Origin of the sequence: Streptomyces nigrescens (assembly GCF_027626975.1) — a bacterium.
GTDB classification, from domain to species: domain Bacteria; phylum Actinomycetota; class Actinomycetes; order Streptomycetales; family Streptomycetaceae; genus Streptomyces; species Streptomyces nigrescens.
On record NZ_CP114203.1, the window covers coordinates 753778 to 766844 of the forward strand.

12 protein-coding genes are annotated in these 13067 nt (G+C 71.6%); 3 read left to right on the forward strand and 9 right to left on the reverse strand.

Annotated elements, in window-relative coordinates:
* Window positions 1–19: 19 nt before the first annotated feature.
* A complete protein-coding gene (locus STRNI_RS03470) occupies window positions 20–1264 on the reverse strand; it encodes a cytochrome P450 (protein ID WP_277410520.1) in 1245 nt (414 codons plus the stop codon).
* Window positions 1265–1576: 312 nt separating this feature from the next.
* Between STRNI_RS03470 and STRNI_RS03475 the strand changes: the two genes are divergently transcribed.
* Window positions 1577–2404, forward strand: coding sequence for an alpha/beta fold hydrolase (locus tag STRNI_RS03475; protein ID WP_018092006.1), 828 nt, complete (start codon window positions 1577–1579; stop codon window positions 2402–2404).
* Between the two features lie 28 nt (window positions 2405–2432).
* Here the strand turns inward: STRNI_RS03475 and STRNI_RS03480 are convergent, their stop codons facing one another.
* Window positions 2433–3107, reverse strand: coding sequence for a TIGR03086 family metal-binding protein (locus STRNI_RS03480; protein ID WP_277410521.1), 675 nt, complete (start codon window positions 3105–3107; stop codon window positions 2433–2435).
* A gap of 52 nt (window positions 3108–3159) precedes the next feature.
* Between STRNI_RS03480 and STRNI_RS03485 the strand changes: the two genes are divergently transcribed.
* Entirely contained in the window at window positions 3160–3663 is a 504-nt protein-coding gene (locus STRNI_RS03485; protein ID WP_018092008.1) for a MarR family winged helix-turn-helix transcriptional regulator, read from the forward strand.
* A gap of 101 nt (window positions 3664–3764) precedes the next feature.
* Here STRNI_RS03485 and STRNI_RS03490 read toward each other — a convergent pair whose 3' ends face one another.
* From STRNI_RS03490 to STRNI_RS03520, 7 genes are all read right to left on the reverse strand, one after another.
* The gene (locus STRNI_RS03490; RefSeq protein WP_018092009.1) at window positions 3765–4034 is read right to left on the reverse strand and encodes a hypothetical protein; all 270 of its coding nucleotides are present in this window, start codon (window positions 4032–4034) and stop codon (window positions 3765–3767) included.
* 256 nt (window positions 4035–4290) lie between these two features.
* Window positions 4291–5613: an MFS transporter gene (locus STRNI_RS03495; RefSeq protein ID WP_277410522.1), complete on the reverse strand. Its 1323-nt coding sequence runs from the start codon at window positions 5611–5613 to the stop codon at window positions 4291–4293.
* Window positions 5610–6698, reverse strand: coding sequence for a 4-hydroxythreonine-4-phosphate dehydrogenase PdxA (gene pdxA / locus STRNI_RS03500; RefSeq protein ID WP_148589672.1), 1089 nt, complete (start codon window positions 6696–6698; stop codon window positions 5610–5612). Before pdxA ends, STRNI_RS03495 begins: the two co-directional genes overlap by 4 nt.
* A 26-nt stretch (window positions 6699–6724) precedes the next feature.
* The gene (locus STRNI_RS03505; RefSeq protein WP_159484293.1) at window positions 6725–8011 is read right to left on the reverse strand and encodes a four-carbon acid sugar kinase family protein; all 1287 of its coding nucleotides are present in this window, start codon (window positions 8009–8011) and stop codon (window positions 6725–6727) included.
* Window positions 8012–8123: 112 nt separating this feature from the next.
* Window positions 8124–8936, reverse strand: coding sequence for a DeoR/GlpR family DNA-binding transcription regulator (locus tag STRNI_RS03510; RefSeq protein WP_167540482.1), 813 nt, complete (start codon window positions 8934–8936; stop codon window positions 8124–8126).
* Window positions 8937–9082: 146 nt separating this feature from the next.
* Window positions 9083–9478: an SHOCT domain-containing protein gene (locus STRNI_RS03515; RefSeq protein WP_018092014.1), complete on the reverse strand. Its 396-nt coding sequence runs from the start codon at window positions 9476–9478 to the stop codon at window positions 9083–9085.
* 50 nt (window positions 9479–9528) lie between these two features.
* Entirely contained in the window at window positions 9529–12258 is a 2730-nt protein-coding gene (locus tag STRNI_RS03520) for a SpoIIE family protein phosphatase (RefSeq protein WP_159484295.1), read from the reverse strand.
* 461 nt (window positions 12259–12719) lie between these two features.
* Between STRNI_RS03520 and STRNI_RS03525 the strand changes: the two genes are divergently transcribed.
* Complete coding sequence (locus STRNI_RS03525) at window positions 12720–13058, forward strand: hypothetical protein (protein ID WP_018092016.1); 339 nt, start codon at window positions 12720–12722, stop codon at window positions 13056–13058.
* The last annotated feature ends 9 nt before the right edge of the window (window positions 13059–13067 follow it).

The window sequence follows — 13067 nt, forward strand, 5'->3', positions numbered from 1 at the left end:
CGGTGAACGTGACGGAACGTCAAGCCCCGTGCGCCCGCACTCCGTCGTCCCCCGGCACCAGCCGCACCCGCAGCCGCTCCGGCCCGCGGGTGAACACCCCCGCGTCGGCGGGCGCCGTACCCTCCGCGAAGTCCATGGCGGGAAACGCGTCGAGCAGCTGATTGACGGCGACCTCCACCTCGGTCTTCGCGAGGAGTGCACCCACGCAGAAGTGCCGGCCGAGCCCGAAGGCTACGTGCTCGGCGGCGGCGCTGAAGGCCGTGGCGGGCGTCAGATCGCCGCGGAGGACATGGAAGGTGTCGGGCCGGGCGTAGTGGCGCTCATCGCGGTTCGCGGAGCCGATCAGGCAGGTGACCGTGGCCCCCGCGGGGACGGTGCCGCCGCTGAGGGTCACCTCGGCGGCGGGCTGACGCATGATCATCTGGACCGGCGGGGTGTAGCGCAGGGTTTCGGCGAAGGCCGCGGGGATCAGCGACCGGTCGGCGCGTACGGCGGCCAACTGGTCCGGGTGGGCCAGCAGATTACGGAAGAGGGCGGCGAGGGCCTTGTCCGTGGTTTCACCGCCGGCAGCGAGCAGCAGGCTGACGAACGACGTGATGTCCTGGTCGTTCATCCGGGTGCCGTCGACCTCGGCGGTGCAGAGCGTGGAGAGCAGGTCGTCGCCGGGGGCGGCCCGCCGTTCCTGGATGACCGGAAGCAGGTAGGCGGCGAGCTCCCGGGCGGCCCGCAGACCGGCGTCCGCGATCTCGGGGTCCTGGGCCAGATTGGACAGGAAGCCGACGACGGATGCGTACCAGCCGTGGAAGCGGTCGTGGTCGGCCCGGTCCAGCCCGAGCATGTCGACGATCACGTTGATCGGGAAGCGGGTCGCGAACCGCGCCACGAGATCGGTCTCCGCCGCGTCGCGGAAGGTGTCGATCAGCTCCCGTGCATTGCGCTCGATGACGGGCAGGAACTTCTCCCGCAGCTCCCGGCCCCGGAAGGCGGGGGCCACCAGGGCCCGGCGTACGGCGTGCTCGCGGCCGCTCATCTGGGGCAGGGTCCGGCCGCCGTGCGCCGGTTCGAGCTGCCACTCGTAGTTGTCGCTGGTGAACACCGGATCGCGGAAGGCCCGTGCCACGTCCTCGTACCGCGAGATCAGAAAGCTGCCGGTGCCCGGGTCGTGGAACAGCGGGTAGTGCTCACGCAGGATGCGGTACGCGGGATAGGGGTCCGCCGCGAACTCCGGTGACAGGATGTCGGGCGGCTGCGGGAGGGTGGTCACAACACGTCCTCGGCTTCCCTGAGCGGAGATCGGGCTCGGACGGTGGTGCATAGCCGGCTGTTGACGCTAGGGCACGGCCCCGGGCCCGTCCAGAGCGCCCCGGCCGCGCCCGCACCGCCCGGATGCACGGCACGGCCGGGCGCCACCCGGATGGTCGGCCGCCCTCACTCCCCTGCCTCTCCGGGCACGCTCTTCCGGCGGCGGACGGAAACGCTGAGACCGGCACGCCGTCCCAGCCATCCCCTCCCCGGCCCCGCCCCCGCGGCCCGCATTCCGTACGCCGGTGAACGACAGCAAAGGACCGACCACCTCATGGGCACCCTCACCACGACCGACGGCACGGAGATCTTCTACAAGGACTGGGGAACCGGCCGCCCCGTCGTTTTCAGCCACGGCTGGCCACTCAACGCCGACGCCTGGGACGACCAGATGCACCTGGTCGCCGCCCACGGATACCGTGCGGTGGCCCACGACCGCCGTGGGCACGGCCGCTCCGGCCAGCCCTGGCAGGGCAACGACATGGACACCTACGCGGACGACCTGGCGCAGCTGATGGAGGCCCTGGACCTGCGGGACGCGGTGCTGGTCGGGCACTCCACCGGCGGCGGTGAGGTGACCCGCTACATCGGCCGTCACGGCACCGGCCGGGTGGCCAAGGCGGTGCTGCTCGGTGCGGTCCCGCCGCTGATGCTCAAGACCGAGGCGAACCCCGAGGGGCTGCCGCGCGAGGTCTTCGACGGGATCCGTGCCGGTGTCGCAGGCGACCGCTCGCAGTTCTACAAGGACCTCAGCGAGACCTTCTACGGTGCCAACCGGTCCGGGGCCGCCGTCTCCCAGGGCATCCGCGACGCCTTCTGGATGTGGAGCATGCAGGTCGGGCTGAAGGGGGCGTTCGACTGCGTCAAGGAGTTCTCGGAGACCGATTTCACCGAGGACCTCAAGCGGTTCGACGTCCCCACCCTCATCATCCACGGTGATGACGACCAGATCGTGCCCCTCGTGGCCGCCGGCCAGAAGTCGGCGAAGCTGGTGCCGGACGCCACGCTCAAGATCTACCCGGGTGCACCGCACGGCCTCTCGGCGATCGGCTCGTACAAGGACGACTTCCACGCCGACCTGCTGGCCTTCCTCAAGAGCTGAGCGCCTCGGACCGCCGCGTCCGCGCCGCTCAGCTGCGGGTGTCGCGGGTGGCCGTGCCGTCCTCCGGGCCGCGCCAGTGCGGCGAGCGGCCGAGCGCCGCCAGGATCCGCTCCAGGGTGTCCGCGTCCTCGTCCGTGGCCAGCCCCGGCTGGAAGGCGCTGCCCGGGGCGAGCCGGGAGTCGTCGTCCGGGACGGCACGGGCTATCGGCAGGGCGGCCCGCAGGAGTTCGGTATCCGGGGTGTAGGCGAGGCCCAGGGCGCGGGCGACGTCCCAGCTGTGCACCACGTAGTCGATGAGGTGGAAGCCGATCGCGCGGACGGCGCGGAAGGTCCGGGTGGTGCTGAATTCGGGGAGGGCGAAGGCACTGTCCGGGCCCTCTACGGTCGCGAAGGCGGCGATGACGTGCTCGGCCGCGGCGGTGTACAGCCCGACGGGGTCCGTGCCGAGCGGCCGGACCGACCAGTGCGCCAGGTCCTGTCCCTTTCCCAGCGCCGCCGCCGCGAAGCCGTGGTGCTGGGCCGTCATATGGGCGAGCAGCTCGGCCAGTGTCCACGCCGAGCACGGTGTCGGCCGGGACAGATCATCAGGGGTCACCCGGCGGATCAGGGCCACGCTGTCCCGGACCGCCTGGGCATGGAGCCGCCGGAGGTGGGCGAAGTCCGGGTGAGAGGCGGACGACGCGTCCGCGGAATTCGTATGCATGTGCTTACGATCAGCTCAAGCACATGAATTGTCAACGGGTATTTTCTTGACCATGGCCGAGAACGCAGCCGACAGGGGCACCACATCCGGAGGGCGGCCGACGGCCCGTCCCGATCTGGCGGCGATGGTCGTGCCCTTGGGCCGTGCGCTGATGGCGGCCGAGCAGCCGGTCCTCGACGCACACGGGCTGACGATGTGGGCCTACACGGTCCTGCTGTATCTCGACGAAACTCCGGTCCGCACGCAGGCGGCGCTGGCCGAGGCGATCCGGGCGGACAAGACCCGCATCATCGCCGTCCTGGACGACCTGGAGGCACGGGAACTGATTCGCCGTCAGCCGGACCCCGAGGACCGCCGGGTGCGTCTGCTGTCCCTCACCACGGAGGGCCGACGACTTCGGGATGCGGCTCAGGCCGCGATCCAGGAAGGCGAGGAACGGCTGCTCGACCGGCTTCCGGCCGCCGATCGCGCCGGCTTCCTGAGGTCGCTGCACACCCTGTCCGGACTGCCGGAGCTCACCGCGCGCAAGCCCGGCCGGGGACCGTCCCGGACCTGACCCGCCGGACAGACCGCGGGGCGCGGCCCGCACATGACGCCGGTGCCGGCCGACGGACCCGTGGGTCGCGTCGGCCGGCACCGGCCGGCAAAGCTCTTTGATTACCTCCGGTGGCCCTTGTCGTCGCCGCCCCAACCCCAGCCGCCCTTCTCGCAGCCCTCGCTGAAGACCGGGCCGACGTGGTGGAGCACACCCGCGGAGAGCCAGCAGGAGCCGTAGTGGCCGTGGCCGTGGTGGTGCTTGTAGTGGTGGTGGTGACGACGGTCCTTGTGGTCCTTGTGGTCCTTGTTGCAGGCCAGGGCGGCGCTCGCACCGCCCATGACGATGGTGGTGGCCAGGGCGCTGGCTGCGATCGCGGCGCGGATGCGCATGTCTGCTCCTCGGGAGGATCAAAGGGGTATATCGACCTTTTCAGGATGCACCTCTGCATAACCTCCCAAAACCTGACACAACATGAATTGGGCGAGTTGGAGTAACTGATCACACCGCAGACCTCCCTCTCGGCGTACGGATACCGCTCGTTGAGGAAAAACGGCAGCGCCCCCGCCGGATGGTGCCGGCGGGGGCGCCCTTCCTGGCGTGCCCGGGGGTTGGTGCGGAACTGAGGGGGCATCACACGCCGCTTCGTCAGGCCCCTTCCGCTGCTTGCCCGGACAGCGGGCGCACGGGGCGGGCGCTCGGGCGCAGGCCCAGCGTCACCAGCGCCACAGCCACCGCGAGGAACCCGGAGAGCACCGCGAAACCGGTCACGCTGGAGCCGGTGACGTCGGTCAGCCAGCCGACCAGGTAGGGGCCGGCGAACCCGCCGAGATTTCCCAGGGCGTTGATCAGGCCCATGGCGACGGCCACCACCTCGAAGCGCAGCAACTGACCGGGGATCGCCCAGAACGGCCCGTACGGCGCATAGACCGCGGCGGCCGTCACACACAGCAGCAGCATCCGGGGCAGCGCGCCGTCCACGGCCTGTCCCAGCAGCAGTGCCGCGATGCCCACGACGAGCGGGACGGCCACCGCCTGCCGCCGTCTGCCGGTGCGGTCGGACCAGGCGGCGTTGGCGATCATCACGGCCAGGGCGATCGTGAACGGGATCGCGGTGAGCAGCCCGACCTCGGTCGGCGATCCGTCATGGGTCAGCTCCTTGATGACCGAGGGCAGCCACAGATTGAAGCCGTAGAAGCCGGTGATCCAGAAGAAGTAGACGCCGATGAGGACGAGGACCGACTTCTGCTTGACCGCATCCAGGTACGAGCCGCTGACCGCCGACGGTTTCGCGGCCTCGTCGGCGGCGATCGAGCGCTCCACATGGTCGGCCTCGGCGCGGGAGATCCACCGGGCCCGGTCGGGCCGGTCGGCGACGGCGAACCACCAGACCACCGCCCACAGCAGGGGCGGCACCCCCTGGAGCACCAGTACCCAGCGCCAGCTCGCATGGTCGAGCATCCATCCCGACAGCGGGGCCATGAGCACCGAGGAGAGCGGCAGACAGGCCATCCACAGCGCGTTGGCACGGGCCCGCTCTCGCAGCGGGAACCACGAGGCCAGCAGGATGAGCACGGCCGGCCAGACACCGCCCTCGAAGAAGCCGAGCACGAACCGGGCCACGTAGAACTGTGACTTGGTCTGGACGAGACCGGTCAGCGACGCGGCCAGCCCCCACGCCACCATGAGGAGGAGGACGGTCTTCCGGGCGCTCCAGCGCTGGGCGAGGATCGCGGCCGGGATCTGCAGGAAGACATAGCCGACGAAGAAGATGCCGCCGACCAGGCCCTTGTCGGCATTGGACAGCTCCAGGTCGCCGTGCATGTAGGGGAGGATGACGGAGACATTGTTCCGGTCGAGATACGCCAGCATGTACATGATCGCGGCGACCGGAATGACATACGCCCAGCGCTTGGCGGGGATCGCGTTCGGGGGCGACTGCGGGATCGGCTGCGGTCCGGTCTCCGTCACCGGCCGGCCGCCGTTCCGTACGCGGCCCGGATCCGGTCGGTGAAGCGGCTGAAACCGGCGGCGGCGCGGAAAGCCGCGGCCATCGTGCCGTGCGAGGCGCGGCCGCTGCCCGCGATGTCGAAGGCGGTGCCGTGGTCGACGGAGGTCCGCAGGATCGGCAGGCCCACGGTGACCGACACGGTGCCGTCGAAGTCGACGGTCTTGGCGGGGATATGGCCCTGGTCGTGGAAGTGCGACAGCACTCCGTCGAAGCGGCCTTCGAGGCCCTGGTGGAAGACCGAATCGGCGGGGATCGGCCCCACGACGCCGAGGCCCTCGGCGGCCGCCTTCTCGACCGCCGGACGCAGGACGGTGATCTCCTCGTCGCCGAAGTGGCCGCCCTCGCCGCCGTGCGGATTGATCGCGGCGACGGCGAGCCGGGGCTCGTCATGGCCGAAGACGCGCAGTGCGGTGGCGGCGTGACGGATGCTCGAGGCGACCCGCTCCTCGGTGATCTGGTCGAGCGCCTTGCGCAGGGCGAGATGGCGGGTGGTGAAGAAGATCTTGAGGCCGCGGACCACGAACATGGTGTCGAAGTGTGCGGCGCCGGTGAGTTCGCCGAGCATCTCGGTGTGGCCGAGGTGCTGCGAACCGGCCGCCCAGATGGCCTCCTTGTTGATCGGCGAGGTGACGATGCCGTCCACCTCACCGGCCAGCGCGGCGCGGGTCGCGGCCTCGATCGCGGCCACGGCGGAGCGGCCCGCCACCGCATCGACCGTGCCCCAGGGCAGGTCGGCGGGGGCGATCCCGAGGTCGAGCACATCGATGGTGCCCGGCTCGAACCGTGCCTCGCCGGGCGCGGCGACGGCGTGGACCTCGACGTCCAGGCCGCAGACGGCGACGGCGCGGCGCAGTACGGCGGCGTCGCCGACGGCGAGTCCGCGGGCGAGCGCGGCGGTCGCCGGGTCGGCGAGAGTGCGGGCGGTGATCTCGGGGCCGATCCCGACGGGATCGCCGAGGGTGACGGCCAGGAGCGGCAACGGGCCGTCGGCATCCGGCCGGTGCCGGTCCGTCCGAGGGCCGGTCGCGTGCTGAGGGTCGGTCATGGGGACCGCCTTTCGGGGTGCGGTGTTCATGTCGCGATCGAGGTGGGGCCGAGGGTGCGGCGGGTGCAGGCCGCGCGCAGGTGTTCCAAGCAGTCGCGGGCGGCGTCGGGGCCGCCTATCAGGCCGCCCTTCGTGGCGAAGAGCAGTCCGTCGTGGGGGCCGCCCACCAGGTGTCCGGCGATGGCGAGCGGGAGCACCTCGGTCTCGATGGCGAAGCCGTCGGCGCCCAGGGCGGAGGTGACCGCCGCGGCGACATCGCCGCCGGAGGCGTACAGCCCGCCGGGGCACAGCTCGGCGACCGCCCGGCGGGCGATCTCGGCGAGCGCGCGCAGGATGCGGGCCGCGGTGCCGGGATCGGGGACGGAAGCGGCTCCCGTCGGCTCGGGGGCTACCCGGACGCCGAGCACCGTGGCCCCCTCGGCCGCGGCCGCGCGCAGTGCCGCCAGCACCCGGCCGGGGTCCGGGGCGGCGGGGTCGAGGTCCGCCCAGCGGGCGCCGAGCGCGGTTTCCGTGCGGGCGAGCTGGGTGCGGGTGCGGTCGGTGACGCTGCCGACGACCGCCAGGACGGTGGCGGGTGCGCCGCCTTCGGGCCGCAGGCCCAGTTCGGCGGCGAGGGCGGCGCCGAACGGTCCGGAGTCCAGCGCGATCCAGCGGATGCGGTCCTCGGCGGCGAGGCGGGCCGCGGCCGCCGCGACCGTGCCCAGATGGGCGTTCTCGGTGGCGTCGCAGACCACGATGTCGGCCGGGCTCTCCCGCAATGCCGCGGCCACCGCGTCGGGGCCCCGCTCCACCACGTCCAGGGCCAGTTCGCCCGTGCTGCGTCCGCTCTGCGCGCCCAGCACGGCCGCGACCCGCGAATGCCGGACGGGGTCGAACGGGTCGTTGGCCACGGCCGTCCGGGTCAGCGGTACGCCGTCGACGAGATGCAGACCGCCCACCGTGCTCCGGCCGGCGTCGGGGAAGGCGGGGACGGCCAGGGTCCGGATCCGGGCCGCGGGCTCGCGGGCGGCGAGGACATCCGCCACCGCGTCGAGTTCACTTCCGGGATTGCCGCGCAGGGTGGTGTCGACGCGCTTGACGACCAGGGGCACCTCGCCCGCGGTCTCGGCGGCGGCCCGGACGGCCGCGTAGGCGCGGGCGGGGGTCCAGTGCCGCGACGCGGTGTTGACGACGAGGACGTCCACCCGGTCCGCGTAGCGTGCCACTTGGGCGAGGTCGCCGACGGTGACGGCCCGCAGGCCCAGTCGCGCATAGAGGGCGCCGGTCGCATTGCTGCCGGTGAGGTCGTCTCCGATGACGAGCACCTGGGCCACACGGTCTCCTCCCGTCGGCTTCGGTGCCGTCCCCGACCCCGAAGTGACCGAACCGCGCACTTTTTATTGCGCGATTCATGCAATTCAGGGTGGTCACTCGCCGAACGGGCTGTCAAGAGGTGTGCAACGGGGCGCCCTCGACGACGTCCTCGGGGGCCTCCGCGGCCGGGTGCACCGCCCACCCGGCGTCCGTGAAGGAGGCCAGCTCCCGCTCTCCGCCCCCGGAGATCAGGCCCGTACCCGCCGGCATCGCCGCCCAGTAGGGGAAGCCCCCTCCCCCGCCGAGCTTGGAGTGGTCGGCGAGCACCCAGGAGGCCCGGGCGCACTCGGCCATCGTCTCCTTCAGCGCGGCCTGCTCCGGGTCCGGGCAGTTGATGCCCCGCCGGGGGTCGAGACCGTCGACGCCGAGGAAGGCGATGTCCGGGGTGAGCCGGCGCAGCGCCTGTTCGGTCCGGGTGCCGAGCAGCGACTCGTTGGGGCGCCGCAGCCGGCCGCCGAGCACCACGACCTCCACCTCCGCGTCCGCCAGCTCGACCAGCGTGGACAGGCCGTTGGTGACGACGGTGAGATCGGCACGGTCCCGCAGCTCGTGGGCCAGCCGGGCGACCGTGGTGCCCGCGTCGAGGAGGACGACATCGCCGCTGCGGACCAGCCCCGCCGCGGCGCGGGCGATGGCGTCCTTCTCACCGCGCTGCTCGTGCTCCTTGTCGTGCCAGGACCGCTCCACCGCCCGGTGGTCGACCGCGCCGCCGTAGGTGCGCGTGATCCGGCCCAGGGCGGCCAGCGTGGCCAGGTCGCGGCGGACGGTGGACAGCGAGACATCGAACTCCGCCGCGAGATCGTGCACGCTGATGTCGCCGGCGCCGAGCAGCTCCACCATCCGCTCGCGGCGGCGCCGGGTGGCCGAGCGCTCCCCACTGGTCACTTCACTGCCCGCCTCTGCCTGCTGTCGTCTGCCGGTGTCTGCCTGCGTCCGTTGCGGGACGATTCTCAAGTTGCGCGTTTCACGCAATTGGAGATTAGCAGTCGGGCAGGCAGGGACGGGCACCGCCACAAGCGGGTGAGGCACGGTCAGGCGAGAACCTTCGCCTTGGCCTTCTGGTACTCCTCCTCCGTGATGTCGCCGTGGTTCTTCAGCTCGGCGAGCTTCGCCAGGGAGTCCGCGTGCCGGCCCGTCTCGTCCCCGGTCGCCACGGTCTCCCGCAGATAGGCCTGCAGCTGTTTCTGCTGCCGCTCGGCCTGGGCGATCTCCCGCTCGCTCATCCCGTGACCACGCGCGACCACGTAGATGAAGACGCCCAGGAAGGGCAGCAGGATCACCAGGACCAGCCATCCGGTCTTGCCCCACCCCTTGAGGTCCTGGCTGCGGAAGATGTCACCGATGATGCGGAACAGCAGGATCAGCCACATGACCCACAGAAAGATCAGGCACATGGTCCAGAATGCGTTGAGCAGCGGGTAGTCCATCACGGCCTCCTATGGGCACTGGGAGCCCCCGAGCTCATCCATCCGTCAGCTCAAGGATCCCCGCCGTCGGCCTCCCCCGCGACCACATCCAGGTCGGTGAGGGCCTGTTCCGTCCAGATGACCTTGCCGCTGGTCGTGTACCGGGTTCCCCACCGTTCGGCCAATTGGGCGACCAGGAAGAGCCCGCGGCCGCCCTCGTCGGTGGTGGCCGCCTGCCGCAGATGCGGTGAGGTGCTGCTGCGGTCGGAGACCTCGCAGATCAGGGAGGTGTCGCGGATCAGCCGTACGCGGATGGGACCGGCGGCGTACCGGATGGAGTTGGTGACCAGCTCGCTGAGGATCAGCTCGGCGGTGAACGCCTCCTCCGCCAGGCCCCACTCGACCAGCTTGCGGACCGCCGCGGCCCTTATCTGGCCCACCGCCGAGGGGTCGGGCGGCACGTCCCAGTCGGCGACATGCGCGGTATCCAGCACCCGGGTGCGGGCGACCAGCAGCGCGATGTCATCGCTGGGCCGCTCCGGGAGCAGCGCGCTGAGCACCGCCTCGCAGGTCTCGTCCGGTGTCCGGCCGGGTTGATCGGACAGGGTGCGGCTCAGCAGCGCCATGCCCTCGTCGAGGTCCCGGTCACGGTCCTCGACGAGGCCGTCGGTGAAGAGCACCAGACGGCTCTCCTCCGGCAGTTGCCCCTGCCAGGTCTCGAAGGGCAGGCCGCCGAGCCCGAGGGGCGGACCGCCGGGCACATCGGCGACCTCGGTGGTGCCGTCAGGACGCAGCAGCATGGGCTGGACATGCCCGGCGCGCGCCATGGTGCAGTGCCCGGTGGCCGGGTCGTAGATGGCGTAGAGGCAGGTGGCTCCGGTGACCGATCCCTCGGCCTCCTCTGCGCCCTCGTCCTGGTCGATGCGGGTGACGAGCTCGTCGAGGTGCCAGAGGATCTCGTCGGGCGGCAGGTCCAGGTTGGCGAAGTTGTGGACGGCGGTGCGCAGCCGGCCCATGGTGGCGGCGGCATGCAGCCCGTGCCCCACGACGTCGCCGACGACGAGCGCCACCCGGGCGCCGGGCAGCGGGATGATGTCGAACCAGTCACCGCCGACGCCGCCGAGCCCGCCGCGTCCGGCCTGCGCGGGCAGATAGCGGTAGGCGGCCTCGACGGCGTTCTGCTCCGGCAGGGCGCGTGGCAGCAGGCTGCGCTGCAGGGTGACCGCCATGGTGTGTTCGCGGGTGTAGCGGCGGGCGTTGTCGATGCTCACCGCGGCACGGGCGACCAGCTCCTCGGCGACGGAGAGGTCCTCCTCCTCGAAGGGCTCGGGCTCGTTCGAGCGCCAGAAGATGGCCACGCCCAGGATGACGCCGCGGGCGCGCAGCGGCACCGCGATCCGCGAGTGGATACCGTGCTGGACGATCCTCCTGGCCCGTTCGGGACTCTGCAGATGCCAGCCGGCGAACGCCGTCAGATCCGCGTCCAGCGCCGCTTTGCCACTGGCGAGGCCCGCGCCGAGGGCGGTGGCCGGCTCGAAGCGGATCAGCTTGCCGACGGGGTAGAGGCCGCTGTCCGGCGGGGCGCCCCGGGAGGCGATCCGCCGCATCCCGAGGGCCGCGCCGCCGGGGGACGTCGGCTCCTCGCCGATCAGCACGTCCTCGGCCAGATCGACCGTGACGATATCGGCGAAGCGGGTGGCGCCGAACTGCGCGAGCTCCTCGCAGGTGTGCACCACGTCGAGCGTGGTGCCGATCTCGGTACCGGCGTCGTAGAGGAGCTTCAGACGGCCGCGGGCCACATCGGCCCGGCCGGTCAGCGCCCGGAGCTCGGTGGTGTCCCGTAGCGTCGTGACGCTGCCGGGCGGTCCGCCCGCCTGGTCCGTCGAGCGCTGGTTGACGGCCAGCAGACGGTCGCCGACCGGGTGGACCTCGTCGGTGACGACCCGGCCGGAGGCCAGCAGATGGGCGGTGGCGGGGTCGAGCCCGAGGTCGGCGACCTGGCGTCCCTCGACGTCCGGCGGCAGGCCGAGCAGCCGGCGCGCCTCGTCGTTGGCGAGCAGCAGACAGCCGTCGCCGGCCACGATGATCACGCCTTCGCGGACGGCGTGCAGCACCGCGTCGTGGTGCTCGTACATCCGGGTCATCTCGGCCGGGCCGAGGCCGTGGGTCTGCCGCCGCAGCCGCCTGCTGACCAGTGCGGTGCCGCCGGTGGTGAGCAGCAGGACGCCGGCCGCGGCGCCGAACAGCAGCGGGAACTGGTCGTCGACGACACCGCTCACACGGTTGACGGTGATCCCGGCCGAGACCAGCCCGATGACCTTTCCCTTGTCCGGGCCGCTGTGGCTGAAGACCGGCACCACGGCCTGGACGAGCGGCCCGATGGTTCCGGTGATCTTCTCGGTGACCACGCGGCCGGCCAGCGCCGGCTGCAGGGTGCCGACGAACTTCTTGCCGATCCGGTTGGGGATGGGGTGGGTGTAGCGGATGCCCTGGGTGTTCATCACGACGATGAAGTCCACCTCGGAGCGCTTGCGGGCGGCCTCTGCCCGCGGCTGCAGCACGATGGTCGGATGGGCGGTCTTCAGCGCTGCCTCGATGCCCGGCGCGTTCGCGAAGGCTTCAGCGACGGCGACGGACCTGTTGCGGGCTTCGCGGTCTGCGTCAGACCGGGATTGCAGCACAAGTGCCGCAATGGCGGCGGCGACGAGCAACACCACGATCGCCACCTGCAGGAGAAAGACCTGGCCTGCGACAGTTCGCATCCTGAGAACCGAACGCGGGCGGCCGTAGCGTCCGGCCATGTCCTCTTTCTACACCTCCCGCATACGGTGGGCGACCTGCGCGATGCGGAGCGCAGCAGCCACCAGGGCATGTCCGCGGTGTCCCGCCCGGCCGGGCGGCCTCACGGGCTGTCCGAGGATGATCCCGTGATCCGCGACCGGGCGCCAGAGGGCGGGAAGACCCCCGGGTAGGTTTCACTACTACGCATATGCGAACCTCTCCAATGAAGGGGACATACCCGGCAGCCACTGGTCGCCACCCCATCGGGAACAAATCACCCAAGCCGTGCATGGTTCATGTAACTCTTCCCACAGGCCGGGCCGCTTGCCTGATCGGGCGCTGCCGGTCGGGTGAGTCCAGCGCCAGCGCAACGTGCCTGGTCAGCCCGGTTCACCGGGACCCCGGAGCCGGGCCTCGGGCGGCCCCGGGGGTGCCCTGGGCGTCATCCGGGCCGTCGGGACGGTATGAGACGTTCGTGGGCATGCATGTTCCCGAGGAGATCCGAGCCGAGGCGGCCGCGCTCATCGACCACCACGCGCTCGGACTGTGGAAGCCGAACGACGCCGACCGGCGTGCCGCCGTGGCGCTGTTCCGCTTCCTCGAAACCGGTCTGCCGCTCACGGGCGAGCAGATCCGGTCCGTCCTTGCGCACACGGAACCGGCTGCCGCGATGACCGGGCGACTGCTGAACCTGCTGCGGGGAACCGCCGGGCTGCTCGATGACGCACCGGTGGCCGAGGGCCCCGCCGGGCGGGACGCCGTCGACCACGTATGCCTCCTCCTGGACGCGCTCGCGCTCTCCCGGCTCTCCGACCGGTAACGAAGAAGG

Bases quoted from the DNA above. Each gene is read 5' to 3' on its own strand.
- STRNI_RS03515 (WP_018092014.1), bottom strand. From the start codon at position 9,478: ATGGACTACCCGCTGCTCAACGCATTCTGGACCATGTGCCTGATCTTT.
- STRNI_RS03480 (WP_277410521.1), bottom strand. From the start codon at position 3,107: ATGCATACGAATTCCGCGGACGCGTCGTCCGCCTCTCACCCGGACTTC.
- STRNI_RS03490 (WP_018092009.1), bottom strand. From the start codon at position 4,034: ATGCGCATCCGCGCCGCGATCGCAGCCAGCGCCCTGGCCACCACCATC.
- pdxA (WP_148589672.1), bottom strand. From the start codon at position 6,698: ATGACCGACCCTCAGCACGCGACCGGCCCTCGGACGGACCGGCACCGG.
- STRNI_RS03520 (WP_159484295.1), bottom strand. From the start codon at position 12,258: ATGGCCGGACGCTACGGCCGCCCGCGTTCGGTTCTCAGGATGCGAACT.
- STRNI_RS03525 (WP_018092016.1), top strand. From the start codon at position 12,720: ATGCATGTTCCCGAGGAGATCCGAGCCGAGGCGGCCGCGCTCATCGAC.
- STRNI_RS03475 (WP_018092006.1), top strand. From the start codon at position 1,577: ATGGGCACCCTCACCACGACCGACGGCACGGAGATCTTCTACAAGGAC.
- STRNI_RS03485 (WP_018092008.1), top strand. From the start codon at position 3,160: ATGGCCGAGAACGCAGCCGACAGGGGCACCACATCCGGAGGGCGGCCG.